This window comes from Sporosarcina sp. ANT_H38, from assembly GCF_008369195.1.
GTDB lineage: Bacteria > Bacillota > Bacilli > Bacillales_A > Planococcaceae > Sporosarcina.
Map to the genome: position 1 here is coordinate 207,676 of NZ_VOBC01000003.1, position 26,492 is coordinate 234,167.

34 protein-coding genes are annotated in these 26,492 nt (G+C 42.7%); all 34 read right to left on the bottom strand.

The features are described 5' to 3' along the window. Nucleotides 1-14 precede the first annotated feature (14 nt). Nucleotides 15-380, bottom strand: coding sequence for a 30S ribosomal protein S13 (gene rpsM / locus FQ087_RS16525; RefSeq protein WP_149581693.1), 366 nt, complete (start codon nt 378-380; stop codon nt 15-17). Nucleotides 381-404: 24 nt separating this feature from the next. Continuing rightward, nucleotides 405-518 (bottom strand): 50S ribosomal protein L36, encoded by a 114-nt coding sequence (gene rpmJ, locus FQ087_RS16530; RefSeq protein ID WP_067204807.1) that lies wholly within the window; start codon nt 516-518, stop codon nt 405-407. 39 nt (nt 519-557) lie between these two features. Beyond that, nucleotides 558-776 carry a translation initiation factor IF-1 gene (infA, locus tag FQ087_RS16535; RefSeq protein ID WP_067204804.1) on the bottom strand — a complete coding sequence of 73 codons (219 nt, stop codon included), beginning with the start codon at nt 774-776 and terminating at the stop codon, nt 558-560. A 424-nt stretch (nt 777-1,200) separates the two neighbouring features. Then, nucleotides 1,201-1,854: an adenylate kinase gene (locus FQ087_RS16540; RefSeq protein WP_149581694.1), complete on the bottom strand. Its 654-nt coding sequence runs from the start codon at nt 1,852-1,854 to the stop codon at nt 1,201-1,203. 55 nt (nt 1,855-1,909) lie between these two features. After that, a complete protein-coding gene (gene secY / locus FQ087_RS16545; RefSeq protein WP_149581695.1) occupies nt 1,910-3,202 on the bottom strand; it encodes a preprotein translocase subunit SecY in 1,293 nt (430 codons plus the stop codon). Continuing rightward, on the bottom strand, nt 3,202-3,642 hold the full coding sequence (rplO, locus tag FQ087_RS16550; RefSeq protein ID WP_149581696.1) for a 50S ribosomal protein L15: 441 nt from the start codon (nt 3,640-3,642) through the stop codon (nt 3,202-3,204). Before rplO ends, secY begins: the two co-directional genes overlap by 1 nt. A gap of 33 nt (nt 3,643-3,675) precedes the next feature. Continuing rightward, a complete protein-coding gene (rpmD, locus tag FQ087_RS16555; protein WP_149581697.1) occupies nt 3,676-3,858 on the bottom strand; it encodes a 50S ribosomal protein L30 in 183 nt (60 codons plus the stop codon). Nucleotides 3,859-3,871: 13 nt separating this feature from the next. Continuing rightward, the gene (gene rpsE / locus FQ087_RS16560) at nt 3,872-4,372 is read right to left on the bottom strand and encodes a 30S ribosomal protein S5 (RefSeq protein WP_149581698.1); all 501 of its coding nucleotides are present in this window, start codon (nt 4,370-4,372) and stop codon (nt 3,872-3,874) included. Between the two features lie 22 nt (nt 4,373-4,394). Further along, on the bottom strand, nt 4,395-4,757 hold the full coding sequence (gene rplR, locus FQ087_RS16565; protein ID WP_149581699.1) for a 50S ribosomal protein L18: 363 nt from the start codon (nt 4,755-4,757) through the stop codon (nt 4,395-4,397). Between the two features lie 34 nt (nt 4,758-4,791). Beyond that, the gene (rplF, locus tag FQ087_RS16570; RefSeq protein ID WP_149581700.1) at nt 4,792-5,331 is read right to left on the bottom strand and encodes a 50S ribosomal protein L6; all 540 of its coding nucleotides are present in this window, start codon (nt 5,329-5,331) and stop codon (nt 4,792-4,794) included. Nucleotides 5,332-5,361: 30 nt separating this feature from the next. Beyond that, entirely contained in the window at nt 5,362-5,760 is a 399-nt protein-coding gene (gene rpsH / locus FQ087_RS16575) for a 30S ribosomal protein S8 (protein WP_149581701.1), read from the bottom strand. A 30-nt stretch (nt 5,761-5,790) separates the two neighbouring features. Next, nucleotides 5,791-5,976, bottom strand: coding sequence for a type Z 30S ribosomal protein S14 (locus tag FQ087_RS16580; RefSeq protein ID WP_149581702.1), 186 nt, complete (start codon nt 5,974-5,976; stop codon nt 5,791-5,793). A 19-nt stretch (nt 5,977-5,995) separates the two neighbouring features. Next, entirely contained in the window at nt 5,996-6,535 is a 540-nt protein-coding gene (rplE, locus tag FQ087_RS16585; RefSeq protein WP_149581703.1) for a 50S ribosomal protein L5, read from the bottom strand. A 26-nt stretch (nt 6,536-6,561) separates the two neighbouring features. Further along, nucleotides 6,562-6,873, bottom strand: coding sequence for a 50S ribosomal protein L24 (gene rplX, locus FQ087_RS16590; RefSeq protein WP_149581704.1), 312 nt, complete (start codon nt 6,871-6,873; stop codon nt 6,562-6,564). Between the two features lie 35 nt (nt 6,874-6,908). Continuing rightward, entirely contained in the window at nt 6,909-7,277 is a 369-nt protein-coding gene (gene rplN, locus FQ087_RS16595; RefSeq protein ID WP_149581705.1) for a 50S ribosomal protein L14, read from the bottom strand. Between the two features lie 39 nt (nt 7,278-7,316). Beyond that, nucleotides 7,317-7,583, bottom strand: a complete 267-nt coding sequence (gene rpsQ, locus FQ087_RS16600; RefSeq protein WP_149581706.1) for a 30S ribosomal protein S17 — start codon at nt 7,581-7,583, stop codon at nt 7,317-7,319. Between the two features lie 17 nt (nt 7,584-7,600). After that, on the bottom strand, nt 7,601-7,801 hold the full coding sequence (gene rpmC, locus FQ087_RS16605) for a 50S ribosomal protein L29 (RefSeq protein ID WP_149581707.1): 201 nt from the start codon (nt 7,799-7,801) through the stop codon (nt 7,601-7,603). Further along, nucleotides 7,791-8,225, bottom strand: a complete 435-nt coding sequence (gene rplP, locus FQ087_RS16610) for a 50S ribosomal protein L16 (RefSeq protein ID WP_149581708.1) — start codon at nt 8,223-8,225, stop codon at nt 7,791-7,793. The genes rpmC and rplP overlap by 11 nt, the downstream gene beginning before the upstream one ends. A gap of 2 nt (nt 8,226-8,227) precedes the next feature. Beyond that, the gene (rpsC, locus tag FQ087_RS16615; protein ID WP_149581709.1) at nt 8,228-8,890 is read right to left on the bottom strand and encodes a 30S ribosomal protein S3; all 663 of its coding nucleotides are present in this window, start codon (nt 8,888-8,890) and stop codon (nt 8,228-8,230) included. Between the two features lie 3 nt (nt 8,891-8,893). Further along, nucleotides 8,894-9,238 (bottom strand): 50S ribosomal protein L22, encoded by a 345-nt coding sequence (rplV, locus tag FQ087_RS16620; RefSeq protein WP_149581710.1) that lies wholly within the window; start codon nt 9,236-9,238, stop codon nt 8,894-8,896. Between the two features lie 20 nt (nt 9,239-9,258). Beyond that, nucleotides 9,259-9,537: a 30S ribosomal protein S19 gene (gene rpsS / locus FQ087_RS16625; RefSeq protein WP_149581711.1), complete on the bottom strand. Its 279-nt coding sequence runs from the start codon at nt 9,535-9,537 to the stop codon at nt 9,259-9,261. Nucleotides 9,538-9,597: 60 nt separating this feature from the next. After that, a complete protein-coding gene (gene rplB, locus FQ087_RS16630) occupies nt 9,598-10,428 on the bottom strand; it encodes a 50S ribosomal protein L2 (RefSeq protein ID WP_149581712.1) in 831 nt (276 codons plus the stop codon). Between the two features lie 46 nt (nt 10,429-10,474). Continuing rightward, nucleotides 10,475-10,759, bottom strand: coding sequence for a 50S ribosomal protein L23 (gene rplW / locus FQ087_RS16635; protein ID WP_149581713.1), 285 nt, complete (start codon nt 10,757-10,759; stop codon nt 10,475-10,477). Continuing rightward, entirely contained in the window at nt 10,759-11,382 is a 624-nt protein-coding gene (gene rplD / locus FQ087_RS16640) for a 50S ribosomal protein L4 (RefSeq protein WP_149581714.1), read from the bottom strand. The genes rplW and rplD overlap by 1 nt, the downstream gene beginning before the upstream one ends. 25 nt (nt 11,383-11,407) lie before the next feature. Continuing rightward, complete coding sequence (gene rplC, locus FQ087_RS16645) at nt 11,408-12,037, bottom strand: 50S ribosomal protein L3 (RefSeq protein WP_149581715.1); 630 nt, start codon at nt 12,035-12,037, stop codon at nt 11,408-11,410. A 43-nt stretch (nt 12,038-12,080) separates the two neighbouring features. Continuing rightward, entirely contained in the window at nt 12,081-12,389 is a 309-nt protein-coding gene (gene rpsJ, locus FQ087_RS16650; RefSeq protein WP_067204744.1) for a 30S ribosomal protein S10, read from the bottom strand. 253 nt (nt 12,390-12,642) lie between these two features. Further along, nucleotides 12,643-13,962, bottom strand: a complete 1,320-nt coding sequence (locus FQ087_RS16655) for a Na+/H+ antiporter family protein (RefSeq protein WP_149581716.1) — start codon at nt 13,960-13,962, stop codon at nt 12,643-12,645. A gap of 222 nt (nt 13,963-14,184) precedes the next feature. Further along, nucleotides 14,185-15,372, bottom strand: coding sequence for an elongation factor Tu (tuf, locus tag FQ087_RS16660; protein WP_149581717.1), 1,188 nt, complete (start codon nt 15,370-15,372; stop codon nt 14,185-14,187). A 130-nt stretch (nt 15,373-15,502) separates the two neighbouring features. Next, complete coding sequence (fusA, locus tag FQ087_RS16665) at nt 15,503-17,581, bottom strand: elongation factor G (RefSeq protein WP_149581718.1); 2,079 nt, start codon at nt 17,579-17,581, stop codon at nt 15,503-15,505. Between the two features lie 50 nt (nt 17,582-17,631). Beyond that, nucleotides 17,632-18,102, bottom strand: coding sequence for a 30S ribosomal protein S7 (gene rpsG / locus FQ087_RS16670; RefSeq protein ID WP_149581719.1), 471 nt, complete (start codon nt 18,100-18,102; stop codon nt 17,632-17,634). Between the two features lie 69 nt (nt 18,103-18,171). Then, entirely contained in the window at nt 18,172-18,594 is a 423-nt protein-coding gene (rpsL, locus tag FQ087_RS16675; protein WP_149581720.1) for a 30S ribosomal protein S12, read from the bottom strand. 101 nt (nt 18,595-18,695) lie between these two features. After that, complete coding sequence (locus FQ087_RS16680; RefSeq protein ID WP_149581721.1) at nt 18,696-18,944, bottom strand: ribosomal L7Ae/L30e/S12e/Gadd45 family protein; 249 nt, start codon at nt 18,942-18,944, stop codon at nt 18,696-18,698. A gap of 152 nt (nt 18,945-19,096) precedes the next feature. After that, a complete protein-coding gene (gene rpoC / locus FQ087_RS16685) occupies nt 19,097-22,684 on the bottom strand; it encodes a DNA-directed RNA polymerase subunit beta' (RefSeq protein WP_149581722.1) in 3,588 nt (1,195 codons plus the stop codon). A gap of 129 nt (nt 22,685-22,813) precedes the next feature. Beyond that, nucleotides 22,814-26,347, bottom strand: coding sequence for a DNA-directed RNA polymerase subunit beta (gene rpoB, locus FQ087_RS16690; RefSeq protein WP_149581723.1), 3,534 nt, complete (start codon nt 26,345-26,347; stop codon nt 22,814-22,816). Nucleotides 26,348-26,492: the final 145 nt, after the last annotated feature.

Sequence of the window (26,492 nt, forward strand, 5' to 3'; positions counted from 1 at the left end):
ACCTCCTTTACCTATTATTTTTTCTTGTTCGCTACTGTCCGTTTTGGACCTTTACGAGTACGAGCGTTGTTTTTAGTGTTTTGCCCACGAACAGGCAATCCACGACGATGACGGATACCACGGAAACAACCGATTTCCATCAAACGTTTGATGTTAAGTGAAGTTTCACGTCGAAGATCACCTTCAACTTTAAGCGTGTCCATTTGTTCACGGATTTTATCAAGTTCTGCGTCAGTAAGATCGCGAACCCGTGCATCCTCAGATACTCCAGCTGCTGCCAATACTTTTTGAGCAGTTGTATTTCCGATTCCGAAAATGTAAGTTAATGAAATGACTACGCGCTTATCGCGCGGAACGTCTACACCAGCAATACGTGCCATATAAATTGTGCACCTCCTTCAGAATTAGCCTTGTCTTTGTTTATGTTTTGGATTTTCACAGATTACCATTACTCGGCCGCGTCTGCGAATAATTTTACATTTTTCGCACATCGGTTTTACAGATGGTCTAACTTTCATCTTACCCAACCTCCTTCAGTATTCCGGAGTTACAAAAGTTTATTTAAAACGGTATGTGATTCGACCACGTGTTAAATCATAAGGTGAAAGTTCCATTGTCACTTTATCGCCAGGTAGAATGCGGATAAAGTGCATACGGATTTTGCCTGATACATGCGCAAGAATCGTATGGCCGTTTTCCAGCTCTACTTTAAACATTGCGTTTGGCAATGTTTCGAGTACGGTTCCTTCTACTTCAATTACATCATCTTTCGCCATCAACCCAATCTCCCTTCTATATCCAATAAAGGTTCTCACCATCGAGCGGCATCAGTCGCCTTTAAAGCTTCCTTCAACATATGTCCGGATTGCATGAGTGATGTTCGAAAGAGGTCTGTCACATTCCGTTTCCCTTAAGTCCGTCCTCGACTTCTTGTTATGGAAAATCGCGTCGAAATGGACACGACTGTCCAGAATGCCGTGGATGAGTTCCCAGTTGCGTTATACAGTTCTTTCCACGAAATTCATTATACCTACCTATGAAGTAAAATGCATTCACTATGTTTCAGAACCGTATATCCGCTAAAAATCATCTAGTTATTATACCGGGCATCATATGCTTTTGCAGCTCGTTGAAACGCTCTTCAATACTTCTATACTATACTACCCAAAAAAAGCGTATATTATCTAAGTTCGAAAGGGATTATTGTCCGTTTCCTTGCAGAATAGCGTCCAAATCCTTGAAAACGTCTTTGATGTCTTTTTGCCCATCGATGTTCACCAACACCTCTTTGGAATCGTAAAACGCCAAAAGTGGTGCTGTTTGGTTCATATTTACTTCCAGACGGTTCGTGACAGTTTCCGGATTGTCATCGGCTCGCTGATAAAGTTCTCCGCCATCCTTATCACATTTACCTTCAACCTGCGGAGCGTTGAACAGCAAATGGTAGGATGTACCGCATACTTTACAGATACGGCGGCCTGTTAGCCTCGCGACAAGTTCTTCTTTCTCAACTTGGATATTGAGAACAAACTCAATTTTCCTTCCCATGTCAGACAAAAGCTTATCAAGTGCTTCAGCCTGTGGAACAGTACGCGGGAAACCATCAAGTAGGAATCCTTTATCGCAATCGGATTTGCTTAATCTTTCACGAACAATTCCGATTGTCACTTCATCAGGAACTAATGCGCCCTGATCCATGAACGATTTTGCTTTGACTCCAAGTTCCGTGCCTTCCTGGATAGCAGCACGGAACATATCGCCTGTAGAAATATGAGGGGTTCCGTACTTTTCGACAATTCTGTCTGCCTGTGTACCTTTTCCGGCTCCTGGCAGACCCATTAATACGATATTCATACGTATTGCACTCCCATTCATATTCATATCACTAAGAGATGAACCTTTGTGATTATTACTTCATGAATCCTTTGTAATGCCTTTTCACAAGTTGTGATTCAAGTTGTTTCATCGTTTCAAGTGCAACCCCGACGACGATGATCAAACTTGTTCCTCCAATTTGCGCAGACTGTGGAAGGTTTGCGATATTAATGAAGAATATCGGCATGACCGCCACTGTAGAGAGGAATATCGCCCCCACAAATGTCAGTCTATACAAAGTACTCGTTAAGTAATTTTGTGTATTTTGTCCTGGACGTATGCCCGGGATATAAGCGCCTTGCTTCTTCAAATTATCCGCAATGTTCTCCGGATTCACCTGGATGAATGCGTAGAAGTATGTGAATGCAATGATCAGTATCAGGTAAAAGACCATACCAATCGGTTTCGTATAATCGAAAACGTTTGTAATTGTAGTCGTTACACTGTTAGTGCCAAAGAAGGTCGCTATTGATTGCGGTGTAATAAAAAATGCAGAAGCAAAGATTACCGGGATAACCCCTGCAGCATTAAGTTTCAATGGTAGGTGTGTCTGTTGGCCTGCAGTCGTTTGACCTCGTCCAGTGACACGCTTCGCATATTGGATTGGAATCTTCCGTAGTGCTTCTTGGAAGTAAATGATTCCAACAGTAATCGCAATGACCAAGACGAGTAAAAGTAACATGATTGCCACTTTAATGAACAATTGCTCACCTGCATCTTGAATCTGTGTTGCGTAAAGTTGGTTGACTGCATTTGGGATTGCTGCGACGATACCAGCGAAGATAATGATGGAAATACCATTTCCAACACCTTTTGCTGTGATCTGTTCACCAAGCCATAATAAAAATGCAGTTCCTGCCGTCAATACGATCGCGATGACCACATATGTCGAAACACCTTGGTCTTTAATCAACGTACCGCCGTACATTTGGTTGAAACCAAACGACATAGCAATAGCTTGAATAAAGGCTAGGATTATTGTGAAATACCTAGTGAACTGTGCAAGTTTCCGTCTTCCGACGTCCCCTTGTTTTGCCCATTCAGTAAATTTAGGTACAACATCCATCTGCAATAACTGCACAATGATGGATGCAGTGATGTAAGGCATGATTCCCATTGCTAGAATAGAGAAGTTTGCAAGGGCACCCCCACCAAACACGTTCAGTAAGCCAATAAGATTATTATCAGTTTGCTGTAGTGCAGTTGCATCAACGTTTGGGACTGGAATAAACGTTCCTAGTCTAAAAACAATGAGTACCAGTAGTGTGTAAAAGATTTTAGACCGAATATCTTTTACGCGCATAAAATTGGTGATTGTCTGAAACATTAAATCACCTCGGTCTGTCCGCCCGCCTTCTCGATTGCTTCTTTAGCAGAAGCAGAGAATTTGTGAGCTTTGACAGTGATCTTTTTCTCAAGAATTCCATTACCGAGAATCTTAATACCTGATTTAGCATTGCTCACGATGCCTGATTCAATTAGTAGCTCAGGCGTAACTTCAGTACCTTCGTCGAAACGATTAAGTGTGTCTAGGTTTACGATTGCATAATCCTTACGGTTGATGTTCGTAAAACCACGTTTAGGAAGTCTTTGGAAAAGTGGAATTTGACCACCCTCGAATCCAAGACGTACGCCACCACCCGAACGGGAGTTTTGTCCACCGTGACCTCTACCAGAAGTTTTACCAAAACCTGAACCGATTCCTCGACCAATACGCTTACGTTTAGTGCGTGAACCTGCAGCAGGCTTCATAGTGTGTAATTTCATCTCATTGGCACCTCCTTATTCAAAAAATCGTAATTATGCTTCTTTAACTGTTACTAGGTGGTCTACTTTGTTGATCATGCCACGAATTGCAACATTATCCTGATGTTCGACCATTTGGTGTAATTTACGAAGTCCAAGAGCTTCGACTGTTTTACGTTGTGCTGGCTTAGCGCCAATTGTGCTTTTTGTAAGGGTGATTTCAAGTTTGTTCGCCATTGTATTTCCCCCCTTAACTATACAGTTCTTTCAAGGATTTACCGCGCAATTTAGCAACATCTTCAGCGCGTTTCAAACTCGATAATCCTTCGAATGTCGCACGAACCATGTTGATCGGTGTGCTTGAACCAAGTGATTTCGAAAGGATATCCGTGATACCTGCAAGTTCAAGTACCGCACGGACAGGTCCGCCTGCGATAACTCCAGTACCTGGAGCTGCTGGTTTGATGAGGATTTTACCTGCTCCAAAATGTCCAAGCACTAGGTGCGGAGTTGTTCCTTTAACCATTGGTACAACGATTAAATTCTTCTTCGCATCTTCGATAGCTTTACGGATTGCATCTGGAACTTCTTGTGCTTTACCAGTACCAAAACCGACACGGCCATTTTTGTCTCCGACAACTACGAGTGCAGTGAAACGGAAACGACGTCCGCCTTTCACAACTTTCGCTACGCGGTTAATCGTAACTACGCGTTCTTCGAATTCGCTTTTATTCTGATCATTTCGACGCATGAAATGTGTCCCTCCTTCTTAATTAAAATTCCAGACCGTTTTCACGAGCTGAGTCTGCAAGAGCTTTCACACGGCCGTGAAATAGGTATCCGCCACGGTCAAATACTACTGACTTAACGTCCTTTTCAACAGCTTTCTTTGCGATCATCTCGCCAACTTTTATTGCTGCTGCAGTGTCTGCCTTGGATTCAGAACCGAAATCTTTATCCATTGAAGAAGCACTTACAATCGTTACTGCATTCACGTCATCAATCAATTGTGCATAGATGTGCTTGTTTGAACGGAATACGTTTAGGCGTGGACGAGCTGCAGTCCCGCTGATTTTTCGACGTACACGTGCATGACGTTTCTTACGAGTAGCATTCTTGTCTTTTTTCGTAATCATCGTAATCACTCCTTCCAGATGCCTTTAAGCGGCATTATTTACCTGTTTTACCTTCTTTACGACGGACGATTTCGCCTTCGTAACGAATCCCTTTACCTTTATAAGGCTCTGGTGGACGTACTTTTCTGATGTTCGATGCAAGAGCACCTACGCGTTCTTTATTGATACCGCGAACAGTGATCTTAGTGTTAGCAGGAACTTCAACTTCGATTCCCTCTTCAGGTGTAAATTCAACCGGGTGAGAGAAACCAATGTTCAATACTAGTTTAGACCCTTGAAGTGAAGCACGGTAACCTACACCGACTAATTCAAGTTTACGTTCGAAACCTTGTGAAACGCCAATCACCATGTTAGCGATAAGTGAACGTGTCGTTCCGTGAATAGAACGATGATCTTTTGATTCAGAAGGACGGATCAAAGTGATCACATTGTTCTCCTGTTCGATTTTAATATCCGTGTTAAATGTGTTTGTAAGTTCGCCTTTAGGACCTTTAACTGTAACGAAGTTACCTTCTGCGATGGTAACTGTCACGTTTTCAGGCACCTCAATCGGCTTTTTGCCAATACGGGACATTCAATTGCACCTCCATTCATTTGTTACGAATTACCAGACGTAAGCTACTACTTCTCCGCCTACTTGTTTAGCGCGCGCTTCTTTGTCTGTAAGTACGCCATTTGATGTAGAAACGAGGGCTATACCAAGACCGTTCAAAACTTTAGGAACTTCGCTTGTTTTAGCGTAAACACGAAGACCTGGTTTTGAAATACGTTTAAGACCAGTAATAACACGTTCGTTATTTTGACCATATTTAAGGAAAATGCGGATGATACCTTGTTTATTATCCTCAACATATTCAACATCACGTACGAAACCTTCACGTTTCAAGATTTCAGCGATTTCTTTTTTCATGTTTGAAGCAGGTACTTCAAGCTTTTCGTGACGAACCATATTGGCGTTACGAATGCGTGTAAGCATGTCTGCGATCGGATCACTCATTGTCATTACATTTACCTCCTTCCCAAATTTAGGGGTTTACCAGCTGGCTTTTTTGATGCCAGGAATTTGTCCCTTATATGCTAACTCGCGGAAACAAATACGGCAAAGCTTGAACTTACGATATACGGAATGCGGACGGCCACAACGCTCACAGCGTGTGTAAGCCTGTACTGCGAATTTTGGTGTACGTTTTTGTTTTGCAATCATTGATTTTTTAGCCACGTTTACGCCTCCCTCTTATTTACTTTTGGAACGGCATGCCGAACTGCGTTAACAACTCATGAGCTTCTTCGTCCGAGTTTGCAGTCGTAACGATGACGATATCCATACCGCGTATTTTAGAAACTTTATCATAATCAATTTCAGGGAAAATTAGTTGCTCTTTCACGCCAAGTGTATAGTTACCGCGACCATCGAATGCTTTTTTAGAAACACCACGGAAGTCACGTACACGAGGCAATGAAACTGCGATTAATTTGTCTAGGAATTCATACATACGCTCACCGCGTAGTGTAACTTTCGTACCGATAGGCATGCCTTCACGGAGACGGAATCCTGCGATCGATTTCTTTGCTTTTGTAACAACAGGTTTTTGACCAGAAATAATTGTTAAGTCTTCCACTGCAGCATCAAGTGCTTTCGTGTTTTGAACAGCATCACCAACACCCATGTTAATGACGATTTTCTCGACTTTTGGTACTTGCATAACTGATGTGTATTCAAACTTGCTCATAAGAGCAGGAGTGATTTCGCTTTTAAATTTGTCTTTTAAACGGCTCATCTGTTGGACCTCCTTTCATTCGTTACTTATTTATCCAGCAATTCTCCGGATTTTTTCGCAACACGAACTTTTTTGCCATTTTCGATCTTGTATCCTACACGAGTAGGCTCGCCTGTCTTAGGATCGATCAACATGACGTTTGATACGTGAATAGCTGCCTCTTGGCTGATGATTCCACCTTGAGGATTTTCCTGATTTGGTTTCGTATGTTTCTTGACGATGTTAACACCTTCAACAAGCACACGGTCCTTTTTAGGGAAAGCAACTAAGATTACACCGGTTTTACCTTTGTCTTTACCTGTGATAATCATAACTTTATCGCCTTTTTTAACATTCATTCTGTCGCACCTCCTTGATTGGCACTATCATGTGATTAAAGAACTTCAGGTGCAAGTGAAATAATTTTCATGAAGTTGCTGTCACGAAGTTCGCGAGCAACTGGTCCGAAAATACGAGTTCCACGTGGGCTCTTGTCGTCACGGATAATAACACAAGCATTTTCATCAAATTTGATATATGAACCGTCTTTACGGCGTGCTCCGCTTTTTGTACGAACGATAACAGCCTTAACAACTTCGCCTTTTTTAACAACGCCACCAGGTGTTGCTTTTTTAACTGTAACTACGACAACATCACCGATGTTTGCTACTTTACGGCCTGAACCGCCTAATACCTTAATTGTAAGTACTTCACGAGCGCCTGAGTTGTCGGCGACTTTCATACGACTTTCCTGTTGGATCATTGTAGCTACCTCCTCCCGGATTGAAATCTCCGAACGTTATTAGATGATGACCGCTGTTTCGACTACTTCAAGCAGACGAAAGCGTTTTGTTGCCGATAATGGACGAGTTTCCATAATACGAACAACATCACCGATTTTCGCTTCATTCAGTTCATCGTGGGCCTTTAATTTCTTAGAATACTTAACGCGTTTACCGTATAATTTGTGTTTCTTTTGTGTTTCGATCATTACAGTTACTGTTTTATCCATTTTGTCGGATACGACACGGCCTGTATACACCTTGCGCTGGTTACGTTCCTCAGTCATGGCTGCAACCTCCTTCATCAGTTATTTGCACTGATTTCTCTTTGACGTATTACTGTTTTCATGCGCGCAATCGATTTACGAACTTCTCGGATGCGTGCAGTGTTTTCTAATTGACCAGTCGCTAGTTGGAAGCGTAGGTTGAAAAGCTCTTCCTTCAGTGATTTTACTTTTTGCTCAATCTCTGCAGATGTTAAGTCACGGATTTCATTAGCTTTCATTAGATTCACCACCAATTTCTTCACGTTTTACAAACTTAGTTTTAATAGGAAGTTTGTGAGATGCCAGGCGAAGCGCTTCACGCGCAACTTCTTCCGATACACCTGCTATTTCGAACATAATACGACCAGGTTTAACAACTGCTACCCAGCCTTCTACAGCACCTTTACCGGAACCCATCCGGACTTCAAGAGGCTTCTTCGTATATGGTTTGTGCGGGAAGATGTTGATCCATACTTTACCGCCACGTTTCATGTAACGTGTCATTGAAATACGTGCTGCTTCGATTTGACGGCTTGTTATCCATGCCGCATCAAGCGCTTGTATACCGTATTCGCCGAATTGAACTGTTGATCCGCCTTTTGTAGTACCGCGCATTTTACCACGGAATACACGACGATATTTAACTCGTTTAGGCATTAACATAATTAGTTGCCTCCTTCCTCAGAGTTCTTCTGTTTCTTCACTGGAAGGACTTCTCCACGATAAATCCATACTTTAACGCCAAGCTTACCAAACGTTGTGTCTGCTTCAGCATGCGCATAATCAATATCTGCACGTAATGTATGGAGAGGGACAGTACCTTCACTGTAATGTTCCGAACGAGCGATGTCAGCACCGCCAAGACGACCAGAAACCTGTGTTTTAATTCCTTTAGCGCCAGAACGCATAGTACGTTGGATCGCTTGTTTTTGTGCACGACGGTATGATACGCGAGTTTCTAGTTGACGAGCAATAGACTCTGCAACAAGTTTAGCGTCAAGATCTGCACGTTTAATTTCAATGATGTTGATGTGAACGCGTTTGCCAGTAATATCGTTTAGCTGTTTACGTAGTGCTTCAACCTCAGTACCACCTTTACCGATAACCATTCCTGGTTTAGCAGTGTGGATGCTGACGTTAACACGTTTAGCAGCACGTTCGATTTCTACTTTAGAAACAGAAGCTTCTACAAGGCGTTTTTCAATGAATTCACGGATTTTAATATCTTCATGTAAGAAAGTCGCATAGTCTTTTTCTGCATACCATTTAGACTCCCAGTCACGGATGATACCGACCCGTAAACCGTTAGGATGTACTTTTTGACCCACGGATTATCCCTCCTTCTTTTCAGATACCACTAATGTGATGTGGCTTGTACGCTTGTTAATCGCACTCGCGCGTCCTTGTGCGCGTGGTCGGAAACGTTTCATAGTCGGACCTTCGTCAACGAATACTTCGCTTACGTAAAGGTTTTCGACGTTCATTTCGTAGTTATGTTCAGCATTTGCAATCGCTGATTTCAAAACTTTTTCCACAACCGGAGATGCCGCTTTAGGCGTCAGGCGTAGAATTGCGATAGCTTCACCGATTTTTTTGCCTCGGATAAGATCAACGACCAAACGGACTTTGCGAGAAGCAATTCGGACTGTGCGGGCAGTAGCTTTTGCTTGTTGCATCAGAAATAACCTCCTCTCAATTAACGTTTTGTTTTCTTATCGTCGGCGCCATGACCTCTGTATGTGCGCGTCGGAGCAAATTCACCAAGTTTATGACCAACCATATCTTCAGTTACATATACAGGAACGTGTTTACGTCCGTCATATACTGCGATTGTCATTCCGATGAATGTCGGGAAGATTGTTGAACGGCGTGACCAAGTTTTAATAACCTGTTTTTTCTCGGAATCCTTTTGTACTTCGACTTTCTTCATTAGATGATCGTCTACAAATGGTCCTTTTTTCAAGCTGCGGCCCATGTCGGAACCTCCCTCCGTTGTTGTACTACGGTCCAATCATTGAACCGCAGTGCACTCGAATTATTTCTTACGGCGACGAACAATAAGTTTGTCGGATTTGTTGTTTTTCTTACGTGTTTTGTAACCAAGTGTCGGTTTGCCCCATGGAGTTACTGGAGACTTCATACCGATACCAGTTTTACCTTCACCACCACCGTGTGGGTGATCGTTAGGGTTCATGACAGATCCACGAACTGTTGGGCGTTTACCCATCCAACGTGAACGTCCTGCTTTACCAATGTTAATAAGTTCGTGTTGCTCATTACCAACTTGACCAATTGTCGCGCGGCATACAGAAAGAATCATGCGAACTTCTCCAGATTGAAGACGTATAATTACATACTTATCTTCGCGGCCAAGTAGTTGTGCAGAAGTTCCTGCTGAACGTACTAGTTGTCCACCTTTACCTGGTTTCATTTCGATGTTATGAATTGTAGTACCCATTGGAATGTTTTCAAGTGGAAGTGTGTTACCCACTTTAATATCTGATTCCGGACCTGACATAATAGTTGCTCCAACTACAAGACCTTTTGGAGCGAGAATGTAACGTTTCTCTCCATCTGCATAATTGATTAGAGCAATGTTAGCTGAACGGTTTGGATCGTATTCGATCGTAGCAACGCGTCCTGGTATGCCATCTTTCCGGCGTTGGAAATCGATGACACGGTATTGGCGCTTGTGGCCTCCACCCTGGTGACGAACAGTAATCCTACCAGTGTTGTTACGGCCGCCTTTCCGCTTAAGCGGTGCAAGCAATGATTTTTCCGGTTTGTCAGTAGTAATCTCAGCAAAATCGGATGTAGTCATGTTACGGCGTCCGTTGGAGGTAGGTTTGTATTTCTTAATCGCCATTTTTGTTCCCTCCTTCATATAATTAGATAGCTATTGGTTGTTCAACTTACATTTCGAAAAGTTCGATGTCTTTTGAGTCAGCAGTTAGTGAAACAATCGCTTTACGGCGTTTGTTCGTGTAACCAGAATGCTTACCCATACGCTTAAGTTTACCTTTGTAATTCTGTACGTTCACTTTATCAACTTTAACACCGAAGACTTCTTCGATAGCTTGCTTAATATGTGTTTTATTAGCGCGCGTGTCAACTTCAAAAGTGTACTTTTTGAATTCCATTTGTTCAGAAGTACGCTCGGTAATGACCGGACGTTTTAGAATATCACGTGCTTCCATTAACCTAGCACCTCCTCTATTTTTTGAACTGCTGCTTTAGTCATAACAAGTTTATCGTGACCGATAAGATCAAGTACGTTAATACCTGTCGCTGTTACGACACTGATTCCAGGGATGTTACGTGCGGACAAAGCCACAGTTTCATCTAGGTCTGCAGTTACGATCAACGCTTTTCTGTTAATAGAAAGATCAGCGAGAACTTTGATGAATTCTTTTGTTTTTGGTGCTTCGAATGTTAGTCCTTCAAGAACGATTACATCTTCTTCACGAACTTTCGTAGAAAGAGCTGAAAGAAGTGCCAATCTGCGAACTTTTCTTGGCAATTTATAGCTATAGCTTCTTGGAGTTGGACCGAATACGATACCGCCTCCACGCCATTGTGGTGATCGGATCGAACCTTGACGGGCACGACCTGTACCTTTTTGACGCCATGGTTTACGTCCACCACCAGCTACTTCCCCGCGACTTTTTACTTTATGGTTACCTTGACGCAATGAAGCGCGTTGTTGGACCAATGCTTCGAATAAGACAGATTCGTTCGGTTCAATACCGAAGATTGCTGCATTCAGTTCGATGTCTCCGACAGAAGTTCCTGCCTGGTTTAATACTGATAATTTAGGCATTCTTGTTTCCTCCTTTCTTTAGTAGTCAGTTTCCTTTGATAGCGCTACGCACTTGTAGAAGTGATTTGCGTGATCCAGGAACGTTACCTTTAACTAGTAGCAAGTTGCGTTCAAGATCAACTCGTACGATTTCAAGGTTTTGAACTGTTACTGTTTTGCCACCCATACGACCTGGCATTTTTTTACCTTTGAATACACGTTGTGCATCAACAGATCCGATTGAACCTGGTGCACGGTGATGACGTGATCCGTGGGTCATAGGTCCGCGAGAATGTCCGTGACGCTTGATAACACCCTGGAAACCTTTACCTTTTGATGTACCAGTGATGTCGACGATATCGCCTTCAGCAAAAGTATCAACTTTGACTTCTTGACCAACTTCGTAGCCACTAACGTCTAATTCGCGGAATTCACGAATGAAGCGCTTAGGTGCAGTATCAGCTTTTGCAACGTGCCCTTTTTCAGGTTTGTTAGCAAGCTTTTCGCGTTTATCTTCAAATCCGATTTGGATTGATTCGTAGCCGTCTGTTTCAGTTGTCTTCTTTTGAAGAACAACGTTTTGTCCAGCTTCAATCACAGTTACCGGGATAAGATCTCCGTTTTCAGCAAAAATTTGCGTCATACCGAGTTTTCTTCCCAAGATTCCTTTGGTCATTTAGTCCACCTCCTGAATTAATGTGTGTTTTATCTAGTATCGATTAAAGTTTGATTTCAATGTCAACGCCTGATGGTAAATCGAGTTTCATTAAAGCATCGACAGTTTGTGGTGTCGGATTAACGATATCGATTAGACGTTTATGAGTACGCATTTCGAACTGTTCGCGCGAATCTTTGTATTTATGTACCGCACGAAGAATCGTGTAGACAGTTCTTTCAGTCGGTAGTGGAATCGGACCCGATACACTAGCACCCGAACGTTTTGCTGTTTCTACGATCTTTTCAGCTGATTGATCAAGAATTCTATGATCATATGCTTTTAAACGAATACGAATCTTTTGTTTTGCCATTATTTTCCCTCCCTTGCGCCTATTTTGTTATAGACATTCTCCACGAAAATTTCCCACACACATGCCATGGCAAAGCGGCCTGGTGTGTCGGCAACCTCTCGCTTCATCGCAGTCAAAGACCAACATTTAATATTATACCATAAAAAAAGAATAACGCAAGTGTTTTGGCGTAATCCTTTTCTCAACTTTATTATTATAATTCTTTCTTCCTCTCATTGCAAGTCCGAGAGTAATATCCCGGACGACATACGACCTAATTAAAGAGCATGACTGTTATCCAGCCAAACAGCAGCAATGGTATGTTGTAGTGGATAAACGTAGGTACACAAGTATCCCATATATGATTATGTTGTCCATCGACATCAAGTCCAGCTGTTGGACCAAGTGTGGAGTCGGAAGCAGGAGACCCAGCATCGCCGAGCGCTGCTGATGTTCCAACGAGTGCAACGATTGCTAACGGACTGAATCCGAATGCCAAACTTAGAGGTACGAATATCGATGCAATAATTGGGATTGTGGCAAACGATGAACCGATGCCCATTGTAACAATCAATCCAATAAGTAACATAACGAATGCTGCCACTCCTTTATTGTCACCGATTGCAGAGCTTGCATATTCCACCAACGTAGTAATATGACCTGTCTCCTGAAGTACTGCGGCAAATCCATTTGCTGCAATCATTACAAATCCTACGAATGCCATCATACGCATACCTTCATTAATTAATCCGTCCGCATCTTTCCACTTAAGTGCTCCCGTAATATATAGAATTGCAATACCGGTCACCGCACCTGCAATCATTGACTGCGTCGGTATCTGTACAACTAGTGTGCCAATAAGCGCTAGTACTGTAAAGACAATATTTCTTGTTTTAACAACTACTACCTCTTCAGTAACTTCTATCTGCTTGTCCACGTACTCTCTCGGCTTGCGATAAGAAAAGAAAATAGCAATCAGAAGACCAACAAACAGACCAAGAACCGGAAGTGCCATTGCTTTTGGAATGTCCGCCATATCAACTGCCATACCTGCTGCAGTCATTTGATTAGCTAGTATTTCATGGAAGATGAATCCGTATCCATATGGAAGCAAGATATAAGGTGCTGTTAATCCAAATGTCAGAACAGTTGCAATGAGACGACGATCTATTTTTAACATATTGAGAACATGTAAAATGGGTGGCACTAATAAAGGAATGAATGCAATATGAATTGGAATAAGGTTTTGAGAAAATAAGGCCATCACTAGAAGCATTAAGACAATCAATACTTTTCCAAGAGTTGTACGATCAGGCTCTCCTTCTTTCTTCACTATGCGCAACATTGCTGCAACAATTAGCTGCGGGATACCCGTCTTCGAAATAGCTACCGCAAATCCACCTAACAAAGCATAACTGAGTGCAATTGTTGCACCATCACCAAGACCACCCGTAAATGAAACAATCGTCTCATCAAACGATAAGCCCCCTGAAAATCCTCCAACAGCCGCACCGGCAACAAGCGCCAAAACTACGTTCACTCGTAATAAACTCAAAGCTAGCATAACAACTATAGCAATAATAACCGCATTCATTTGTAGTCCTCCCATAATTTGTTTCTTTAACACGTTAAAGTGATGAAGTATAGTTCTTAAGATATCAGAGGACATTTCTTATGTCAACGAATTTATAACGTAGTACCAAAGCTAGGAACCTAAATTTATATCTCTCTATCATAGCTTTTCCAAAATACGCTGTTTTATAATTTTCTAAGCACAAAAAAACCCGCCTCAAAGGACGGGTTTTAGAGTAAAGAATTATTTAAGGATGTTTGCTACAACGCCAGCGCCTACAGTACGTCCACCTTCGCGGATAGAGAACTTCGTACCTTCTTCAAGAGCGATTGGAGCAATCAAATCGATTGTCATTTCAATGTTATCTCCAGGCATAACCATTTCTACGCCTTCAGGAAGTTCGATAACACCAGTCACGTCAGTTGTACGGAAGTAGAACTGTGGACGGTAGTTAGAGAAGAATGGAGTATGACGTCCACCCTCTTCTTTTGAAAGAACATAAACTTCAGATGTAAACTTTGTGTGTGGAATGATAGTACCTGGTTTAGCAAGTACTTGTCCACGTTGGATGTCGTCACGTGATACACCACGAAGTAGTGCGCCAATGTTGTCGCCAGCTTCTGCATAATCAAGAAGTTTACGGAACATTTCTACACCTGTAACAGTAGTAGATTTTGGCTCTTCAACTATACCGATGATATCAACAACATCACCGATTTTAACTACTCCACGCTCAACGCGACCAGTAGCAACAGTTCCACGTCCTGTGATTGAGAATACATCCTCAACAGGCATCATGAATGGTTTTTCAGTGTCACGTGGTGGTGTTGGGATATACTCGTCAACAGCAGCCATAAGTTCCATGATTTTATCTTCATATGCTTCTTCGCCTTCAAGTGCTTTAAGAGCAGAACCTTTGATGACAGGAATGTCATCGCCAGGGAAGTCATATTCAGAAAGAAGGTCACGAATTTCCATTTCAACAAGTTCAAGAAGCTCTTCGTCATCAACCATGTCACATTTGTTCATGAAGACAACTAGATGTGGAACACCTACTTGACGTGAAAGAAGGATATGCTCACGTGTTTGTGGCATAGGGCCGTCAGCTGCAGAAACAACTAGGATTCCGCCGTCCATTTGAGCTGCACCAGTGATCATGTTTTTAACGTAATCGGCGTGACCTGGGCAGTCAACGTGTGCGTAGTGACGAGTTTCAGTTTCATACTCAACGTGTGAAGTATTGATTGTAATACCGCGCTCTTTTTCTTCAGGTGCGTTATCAACGTCAGCGTAAGATGCTGCTGTTCCACCTAGTCTTTTTGCTAGAACTGTTGCGATTGCTGCAGTTAGTGTAGTTTTACCATGGTCGACGTGACCAATTGTACCAAGGTTAGCATGCTGCTTGGAGCGGTCGAATTTTTCTTTTCCCATTATGGAAATCCTCCTCGGAATATTAAAGTTTTTTTTGTTTTTATATAGGTATAGGTGCTAAAGGGGGCCCCCTCTAACATCCCATATCTATCTATTCATTAATTTAATGGATAATAGGCTAAAATGAAAATTATTCGCCTTTGTTTTTCTTGATAATTTCTTCAGCAACTGATTTCGGCACTTCTTCATAGTGATCGAATGACATTGCGAAGTTCTCGCGTCCTTGTGTGTTAGAACGAAGTGATGTTGCATATCCAAACATTTGAGCAAGTGGAACCATTGCGCGAACAATTTGAGCATTAGCACGTGCTTCCATCCCCTCAACGCGGCCGCGTCGAGAAGTGATATCGCCCATGATGTCTCCCATATATTCTTCAGGAATGGTAACTTCCACTTTCATCATTGGTTCAAGTAGAACCGGTTTTACTTTTGAAACAGCGTTTTTAAGTGCCATAGAAGCAGCAATTTTGAACGCCATTTCGTTAGAGTCGACATCATGATAAGAACCGTCAAATAGACGAGCTTTAATGTCGATCAAAGGATAACCAGCGATTACACCATTATTAAGTGAATCACGGATACCAGCTTCTACTGCAGGAATATATTCGCGTGGAACGGATCCACCAACGATATTGTTAACGAATTCGAATCCTTTTCCTTCTTCGTTAGGAGAGAATTCAATCCAAACGTGACCAAACTGTCCACGTCCACCGGATTGACGCACGAACTTACCTTCAACTTCCGCTGAAGCACGGAAAGTTTCACGATAAGATACTTGCGGAGCACCAACGTTAGCTTCAACGTTGAATTCACGGCGCATACGGTCTACAAGAACGTCAAGATGCAACTCACCCATACCAGCAATGATTACTTCTCCAGTTTCTTGGTCTGTATGTGCACGGAATGTAGGATCTTCCTCTTGAAGTTTAGCAAGAGCCATACCCATTTTATCTTGGTCGGCTTTTGTTTTAGGTTCAACAGAAAGTGAAATTACTGGTTCTGGGAAGTCCATAGACTCAAGAATGATAAGTGCACCAGCATCACAAAGTGTGTCGCCAGTTCCTGTATCTTTAAGTCCAACTGCAGCAGCAATTTCTCCTGAATGCACTTCAGAAATTTCTTCACGCGAGTTAGCATGCATTTGTAGAATACGTCCTACGCGTTCACGCTTACCTTTTGAAGCGTTTTGTACGTATGATCCTGATTGAAGAACACCAGAGTACACACGGAAGAATGTCAATTTACCCACATAAGGGTCCGTCATAACTTTGAATGCTAGTGCCGAGAACGGCTCGCTATCGTCAGAGTGACGTTCGATTTCTTCTTCAGTATCAGGATCTATCCCCTTCATAGCTGGGATATCAAGTGGTGATGGAAGGTAGTCGATAACAGCATCAAGAACAAGTTGTACACCTTTGTTTTTGAAAGCAGTACCACATACAACCGGATAGAATTCAACAGCTAATGTAGCATTACGAATAGCTTTTTTGATTTCTACGTTTGTAATTTCTTCTTCATCTAAGAATTTGTTCATAAGAACTTCGTCGAATTCAGCAACCGCTTCAATTAGCTTTTCACGGTATTCTTCTGATTGCGCACGATATTCTTCTGGAATTTCTCTTATTTCAGCGTTTAAACCTGTATCGTCTTCGTAGTAAACTGCTTTCATTTCAACTAAATCGATAATTGCTGCGAAAGAATCTTCCGCGCCAATTGGCAATTGAATTGGATGTGCGTTTGCTCCAAGACGGTCAACAAGTGTGCCAACTGAATAAAGGAAGTCAGCACCCATTTTGTCCATTTTGTTAACGAATACTAGGCGTGGAACGCCGTAGTTAGTCGCTTGACGCCAAACTGTTTCTGTTTGTGGTTCAACGCCCGATTGAGCGTCAAGTACCGTTACAGCTCCATCAAGGACACGAAGTGAACGTTCAACTTCAACAGTGAAGTCTACGTGACCTGGAGTATCAATGATGTTTACGCGGTGATTTTTCCATTCAGCTGTTGTAGCAGCTGAAGTGATTGTAATTCCACGCTCTTGCTCTTGTTCCATCCAGTCCATTTGAGATGCACCTTCGTGCGTTTCCCCGATTTTGTGGATTTTACCAGTATAATAAAGGATCCGTTCAGTCGTCGTTGTTTTACCAGCGTCGATGTGAGCCATGATACCAATGTTACGTGTATTCTCTAAGGAGAATTTTCTAGCCATAATATGATCTCCTTCCGTCTCGGATTAGAGTGTTAATGAAACGCTGAATCCTACCAGCGATAGTGAGCGAATGCTTTGTTAGCATCAGCCATTTTGTGCATTTCTTCACGGCGTTTCACAGAAGCACCAGTGTTGTTAGAAGCATCAAGGATTTCATTCGCAAGACGTTCTACCATTGTTTTTTCTCCGCGTGTGCGTGAGTAGTTAACGAGGTAACGAAGTCCAAGAGTTGTACGACGATCAGGGCGTACTTCAACTGGTACTTGATAGTTTGCTCCACCTACACGGCGTGCTTTAACCTCAAGAACTGGCATTACGTTAGTAAGTGCCGCTTCGAATACTTCAAGTGGATCTTTCCCAGAACGTTCTTTCACAAGCTCGAACGCACCATAGAGGATTTTCTGAGATGTACCTTTTTTACCGTCAACCATCATCTTATTAATTAGACGTGAAACGAGCTTCGAATTATATATCGGATCCGGAAGTACGTCACGTTTTGCAACAGGACCTTTACGTGGCATGTTGTATTCCTCCTTTCACGGTTTTCAAGCATTTTCTGCTTAAATAACCATCAATCGTAATTATTTTAATTAGTTTTTCTTAACTTTAGGTCGTTTAGCACCGTATTTAGAACGGCTTTGCAAACGGCCAGTAACACCAGCTGTATCAAGTGCTCCACGAACGATGTGATAACGAACACCTGGTAAATCTTTTACGCGTCCTCCGCGAAGTAGAACAACACTGTGCTCTTGAAGGTTGTGGCCTTCACCAGGGATGTATGCATTGACTTCCAATTGGTTAGTCAAGCGTACACGTGCATATTTACGAAGAGCCGAGTTTGGCTTTTTCGGTGTCATAGTACCAACACGCGTACAAACACCTCTTTTTTGTGGTGAGTTTACGTTTGTAGTAGCCTTTTTGAAACTGTTATAGCTTTTTCCGAGTGCTGGTGATTTAGATCCCGTCACTTTTGATTGACGTGGTTTACGGACCAATTGATTAATTGTAGGCATCGGTTTTTCCTCCTTTCGAACTTCTTTTTGTAAGACCACACATCCAGGTGGTTCATTTTTGGGTAAAAACAAAGTCTTTGTGCTTCAATGCACAAAAACTATTAATCAGTAATCGCAACCACAGCTGCACCGACTTGAATGCCACATGCATTTCCGAGTTTGTCCCTCGAATCAACATACGTCACTTGAATGTCATGAAGTTTGGCTTCCTCCACTGCTGGAGCGATAACCCGTTCTTCTGCATCCTGCGCAATAAATAATTCTATCACTATCCCTGCACGGATTGCTTTCACTGCCTGCTTTGTACCATTGATTGTTTTCTTTGCCTGCTCGACTTTTTCATAAGACATTTCCATATCCTCCAAAGTACAGACATCCAACTATCAACCTTTTGTATTTTATCATCTGTAAGATAAACTGTCAACACATAAAAGAAAAAACCGGGGGAGTTACTTTCGTATTCCCCCGTTTTAAGTTTAAGTATGCGTTACAGAACCATAACTTACTTAGTTGTAGCTTTTTCTTTTTCTTGTTCCATTACAATATGACGGTAACGCTGCATTCCTGTTCCAGCTGGAACAAGTTTCCCGATAATAACGTTTTCTTTCAAGCCGAGTAACTCGTCCGTTTTCCCTTTGATAGCTGCATCTGTCAAGACACGAGTTGTCTCTTGGAAAGAAGCTGCCGATAAGAAGGATTCCGTTTCAAGTGAAGCTTTCGTAATACCGAGTATAACAGGACGACAAGTCGCCGGAACTTTATTAACTTTAAGAACTTCCGCATTTGCATCTGAGAATTGGTGGATGTCGAGTAGTGAACCCGGTAATAGATCCGTGTCCCCTGCTTCGATGATGCGCACTTTACGAAGCATTTGGCGAACCATTACTTCAATGTGCTTATCACCGATTTCAACACCCTGCATACGGTAAACTTTTTGAACTTCTTTCAAGAGATAGACTTGAACGGTAACTACGTCTTTAACAACAATTAGTTCTTTCGGATCGATAGAACCTTCTGTTATGACTTCACCACGATCAATCATATCACCGACTTCAACTTTAAGACGGGCATTGTATGGCGTCAGATATTTCCGCGTTTCTACTTCGCCTTGAATTGTAATTTCTTTCTGACCTTCACGGATTTCATCAATCTCAGTGATTTGACCTTTGATTTCCGAAATAACTGCAACCCCTTTAGGATTACGCGATTCGAAAATTTCCTGGATACGTGGAAGACCTTGTGTTATGTCAGACCCTGCAACTCCACCTGTATGGAACGTACGCATTGTAAGCTGTGTACCCGGCTCACCGATAGATTGTGCTGCGATAATACCAACCGCTTCACCAACCTCAACTGTTTCACCTGTTGCCAAGTTAATGCCGTAACAGAGTTTACAAACACCGTGTTTCGTATTACATGTGAACGCAGAACGAATTGTTATTTGCTCAAGTCCCGCATCCAAAATGGCACGAGCTGCATCAGCAGTAATCAAACCATCTCGTTTAAGGATCAAAGCACCTGTTTCAGGATGATAAATCGTTTTCCTCGTGTGACGGCCTTCGATACGCTCATCTAGACCTTCGATTACTTCCGCTCCATCCATTAGTGCTCCGATATCCAATCCGCGATCTGTACCACAATCATCTTCACGGACAATTACGTCTTGCGCAACATCGACAAGTCGACGTGTCAAGTAACCTGAGTCAGCCGTCTTAAGGGCTGTATCTGCAAGTCCTTTACGAGCACCGTGTGTTGATATGAAGTACTCAAGCACTGTCAGACCTTCACGGAATGACGATTTGATTGGTAGTTCAATAATTCGGCCGGCCGGATTGGCCATTAGACCACGCATACCAGCAAGCTGTGTGAAGTTTGATGCGTTACCTCGGGCACCCGAGTCACTCATCATATAAATAGGGTTTGAGTGGTCAAGTGAATCCATTAGTTTGCCCTGTATTACATCCTTAGCATGGCTCCAGTAAGAGATAACGCGATCATATCGCTCTTCCTCTGTAATGAGACCACGACGGAATTGTTGCAACACTTTATCCACTTTTTCTTGTGCTTCATTCAAGATGTCCTCTTTATTCGGTAGGACGACAATATCGGATATACCAATTGTAATTCCTGCACGAGTAGAGTATTTGAATCCAAGATTTTTCATACGGTCAAGCATTCTAGACGTTTCAGTAATTTGGAAACGTTTGAAGATCTCTGCGATGATATTCCCAAGGATTTTTTTCTTAAATGGTTCGATTAGTTCTTGTTCAGCAACATGCTCTTTTACATTTACAGTCCCAGAAACAAAATACTTGTCTGGTGTTTCAATTTGCAAGTTGAAGTCTGACGGCTCGTTAATATACGGGAACGATTTCGGCAGAATCTCGTTGAAAATTATTTTTCCGACTGTCGTAATAAGAAGTTTGGCATTTTGTTCCTCAGTGAAAGTAGGGTTATTCAAAGATCTTGCTTGAATAGCGATACGCGAATGAAGATGCGCGAAGCCGTTATGATAAGCAATAAGTGCTTCATCCGCATCACGGAATGAAGTACCTTCTCCTGACGCGCCTTTACGTTCCAGTGTGAGGTAATAGTTTCCTAATACCATATCCTGAGAAGGCGTAACGACTGGTTTCCCATCTTTCGGGTTCAAAATGTTTTGTGCTGCTAGCATAAGTAGACGCGCTTCCGCTTGTGCTTCCGCGGATAAAGGAACATGGACTGCCATTTGGTCACCGTCAAAGTCAGCGTTATAAGCTGTACAAACAAGAGGGTGAAGCGTGATCGCACGTCCTTCTACAAGAATCGGCTCGAATGCTTGAATACCAAGTCGGTGAAGAGTTGGGGCACGGTTCAATAGAACCGGATGCTCCTTAATTACTTCTTCTAGAACGTCCCATACTTCCGAATGGAGGCGTTCAATTTTACGTTTGGCACTCTTAATATTGTGTGCAAGACCTCGTTCAACGAGTTCTTTCATAACAAACGGTTTAAACAGTTCAATCGCCATTTCTTTCGGCAGACCACATTGATACATTTTCAAGTTAGGCCCTACGACGATAACGGAACGACCAGAATAGTCAACACGTTTTCCTAGTAAGTTTTGACGGAAACGTCCTTGCTTACCTTTCAACATATGAGAAAGAGATTTCAATGGACGGTTACCAGGTCCTGTAACCGGACGGCCACGACGACCATTATCGATGAGCGCATCGACTGCTTCTTGCAGCATCCGCTTCTCATTCTGAACAATGATCCCTGGTGCTCCTAAATCTAATAGGCGTTTCAATCTGTTATTCCGGTTGATGACCCTTCGGTACAGGTCGTTTAAGTCGGATGTTGCAAATCGTCCACCATCAAGTTGTACCATTGGACGAAGTTCTGGCGGAATGACTGGTAACACTTCAAGAACCATCCATTCAGGCTTATTGCCTGAGTTACGGAATGCTTCAACAACTTCTAGGCGTCTGATTGCACGCGTACGACGTTGCCCTTGAACTGTTTTCAATTCTTCTTTCAGGAACTCCATCTCTTTTTCAAGATCAATAGCTGCAAGAAGACGTTCAATCGCTTCAGCACCCATAAGTGCTTGGAATTTAGAACCATACTTTTCGCGATAGATGCGGTATTCCCGTTCAGAAAGTAGTTGCTTTCTTTCAAGCGGAGTATCCGCAGGGTCAACGACTACATAAGACGCGAAATAGATAATTTCCTCCAGAGCACGCGGTGTCATATCAAGGATAAGACCCATTCGGCTTGGAATTCCTTTGAAGTACCAAATATGTGTTACTGGAGCTGCTAGTTCAATATGTCCCATACGTTCACGGCGAACTTTTTGACGCGTAACTTCTACTCCACAACGGTCACAAACGACGCCTTTATAACGAACGCGTTTATACTTCCCGCAATGACATTCCCAATCTTTTGTAGGTCCAAAAATACGTTCACAGAACAGACCATCTTTTTCGGGTTTCAATGTACGGTAGTTAATTGTTTCTGGCTTTTTAACTTCACCATATGACCATGAACGGATCTTATCAGATGAAGCAAGCCCTATTTTCATATACTCAAAATTGTTTACATCTATCAAGGAGCCTACCTCCCTCTAGTCTTATCGCTGCAATTGGCTTTTCCGAGCAAGCGCACACCTTATATTCAAAAGAGAAAGGGGAAAACGTTAATTTCCCCTTAAATTCATTTATATCATTCACTAGGCAAATCAAACAGGCTGATTTTCTTTTATAAGATTCAAAGCATCTGTTGGTTGCATATCATCGTCTTCGTCAAGATCACGTAATTCGATTTCTTCAAAATCAATCGATAGCATCTTAACATCCAAACCAAGACTTTGAAGTTCTTTAATAAGAACTTTAAAGGATTCTGGAACTCCTGGTTGTGGAACACTTTCACCTTTAACAATTGCTTCGTACGTCTTCACACGTCCTACGACGTCATCCGACTTCACAGTCAGAATCTCTTGAAGCGTATAAGCTGCTCCATAGGCTTCAAGTGCCCACACTTCCATCTCACCGAAACGTTGTCCACCGAACTGAGCTTTACCGCCCAGTGGTTGCTGTGTGACGAGTGAGTATGGCCCTGTTGAACGGGCGTGGAGCTTATCATCTACCATGTGGGCCAGTTTGATAATGTACATGACACCGACTGATACGCGGTTGTCGAAAGCTTCACCTGAACGTCCGTCATACAGAATTGTTTTTCCGTCACGGTCCATTCCAGCTTCTTCCATCGTTTCCCAAACATCTTGTTCGTTCGCCCCGTCAAATACAGGGGACGCCATATGGATGCCGAGGGTACGAGATGCCATACCAAGGTGCATTTCAAGAACCTGTCCGATGTTCATACGTGATGGAACACCAAGCGGGTTAAGCATGAGGTCAATTGGTGTGCCGTCCGGCAAATAAGGCATATCCGCTTCAGGTAAGATGCGGGAAATAACCCCTTTGTTTCCGTGACGTCCAGCCATTTTGTCCCCAACGGAAATTTTCCGTTTTTGAACAATATACGCGCGGACCAATTGGTTAACGCCCGGTGGCAATTCATCGCCATCTTCACGATTGAACACTTTCACGTCTAGAACAATACCGCCCGCACCATGAGGTACTTTAAGGGAAGTATCACGTACTTCGCGTGCTTTTTCACCGAAAATCGCATGTAAAAGTCTTTCTTCGGCAGTCAGTTCAGTTACGCCTTTCGGAGTCACTTTCCCAACAAGGATATCTCCATCACGAACTTCAGCTCCGATACGAATAATCCCACGGTCATCCAGGTTACGAAGCGCATCTTCACCTACGTTCGGAATGTCACGCGTAATTTCTTCAGGACCGAGTTTCGTATCTCTCGCTTCAGATTCGTATTCTTCGATATGGACCGAAGTATACACATCATCTTTCACAAGACGTTCGCTCATAATTATTGCATCTTCATAGTTGTAGCCATCCCATGTCATAAATGCCATAAGGACGTTACGACCAAGCGCTAGCTCTCCTTGCTCCATTGATGGACCATCTGCAAGAATATCAAGAGGTTTAACGCGATCTCCTACACTACAAATTGGACGTTGGTTATAACATGTCCCTTGGTTCGAACGAATAAAGTTTTCAAGACGATATATCGTAAGGTCGCCTTTCACTTCTTTACCGTCAACTGTTTCAATACGACGAACACGAATTTCTCTTGCCTCAACATGTTCGACAACTCCATCAAACTTCGCAAGTACTGCCGCACCTGAATCGCGTGCTGATATGTGTTCCATACCAGTTCCTACGAATGGTGATTCCGGATTGAGAAGAGGGACTGCTTGACGTTGCATGTTCGCTCCCATAAGGGCACGGTTCGAGTCATCATTCTCAAGGAAAGGAATACATGCTGTTGCCGCAGAAACTACCTGTTTAGGCGAAACATCCATGTAGTCAATCTGTTCGCGCTTAAAGACAGTGTTATCCCCTTGGAAACGACCGACGACTCCTTCACTAACGAAAGAACCATCTTCTGCAAGAATTGCATTTGCTTGTGCTACTACGTAGTTATCTTCTACATCCGCAGTCAAGTAATCGATTCTAGAAGTAACCCGACCAGAAATAGGATCAACTTTTCGATAAGGTGTTTCAATAAATCCGAACTTATTCACTTTCGCAAACGTAGAAAGCGAGTTAATCAGTCCGATATTCGGTCCCTCTGGTGTTTCAATTGGACACATGCGTCCGTAATGAGAGTAATGTACGTCACGTACTTCCATTCCTGCACGTTCCCTTGTCAAACCCCCAGGTCCAAGTGCAGACAGCCTGCGTTTATGTGTTAATTCGGCAAGCGGATTCGTCTGATCCATGAACTGAGAAAGTTGAGAACTACCAAAGAACTCTTTAATAGATGCGATAACGGGGCGAATATTAATCAACTGTTGCGGTACGATTGACTGAGTATCATTAATGGACATACGTTCTTTTACGACACGTTCCATACGAGAAAGCCCGATACGGAACTGGTTTTGAAGAAGTTCACCAACTGAACGCAGACGACGGTTACCTAGATGATCGATATCATCCGTATTACCCACACCATGTAGAAGGTTGAAGAAATAACTGATTGAAGCAACGATATCTGCTGGCGTTACATGCTTGATAGAATCATCGACATACGCGTTCGAAATTACGTTGATTACCTGTTTTTCTTCGCTTTTCGGAGAATAAATTTTGATGGACTGGATCGTTATTTTTTCGTCGAGAACTCCACTTGCATGCGTAATCTCTTCGAAACCGATTCCTTTTTCCAAATGCGGAAGAAGACGGTCCAAGGCACGGCGATCGATGAGTTGATCTTTTTCAAGCAGAATTTCACCAGTTTCAGGGTCGACAAGTGTTTCAGCGACAACCTGGTTGAACAAGCGATTTTGTGCATGAAGCTTCTTATTCATCTTATAGCGCCCTACATTTGCTAAATCATACCGTTTTGCATCAAAAAATCGTGAGAACAAAAGATTCTTCGCGCTATCCAGCGTTGGTGGTTCACCTGGGCGAAGACGTTCGTATATCTCAAGCAATGCTTTTTCAGAGCTTTCAGTGTTGTCCTTTTCAAGCGTGTTACGCAGATACTCATTATCACCGATTAAATCAATGATTTCCTGATCGGATGAGAATCCGAGTGCACGAAGGAGTACCGTTACTGGTAACTTACGTGTCCGGTCAATCCGGACGTGAACAACATCTTTAGCATCTGTTTCATACTCAAGCCAAGCACCGCGATTCGGAATAACAGTTGCACCGAAACCACGTTTACCATTTTTGTCCGTTTTGTCACTGTAATAAACACTTGGAGACCGGACGAGCTGGGAGACTATTACCCTCTCCGCACCATTAATAACGAATGTACCATTTTCCGTCATGAGCGGGAAATCACCCATAAAGACATCTTGCTCTTTTACTTCTTCCGTCTCTTTATTATGGAGACGTACTTTTACACGGAGCGGTGCTGCAAACGTTACATCACGCTCTTTCGATTCCTCAACGGGATATTTAGGATCCCCAAGAGTGTAATCGATGAACTCCAACGATAGATTTCCCGTAAAATCTTGAATCGGAGAAATATCGCGGAACATATCCAGCAGTCCTTCTTCTAAGAACCACTCATAAGATGCCGTCTGGATTTCAATCAGATTCGGCAGATCGAGCACTTCGCTGATCCGTGCGAAACTCCTCCGCTGACGGTGTTGACCATACTGAACTAAGTGACCTGTCAACTCTTTCACCCCTTATAAAACAATATTAGTTCTTTGCGAAACCATAAAAATAGTGTATGATATCGAAAAAAACAAAAAGAAAACGAGTTCTGGCAAGAGCTCATTTTCGGTTTTACCAACTTTTATACATTGTCAGTATGCCTTT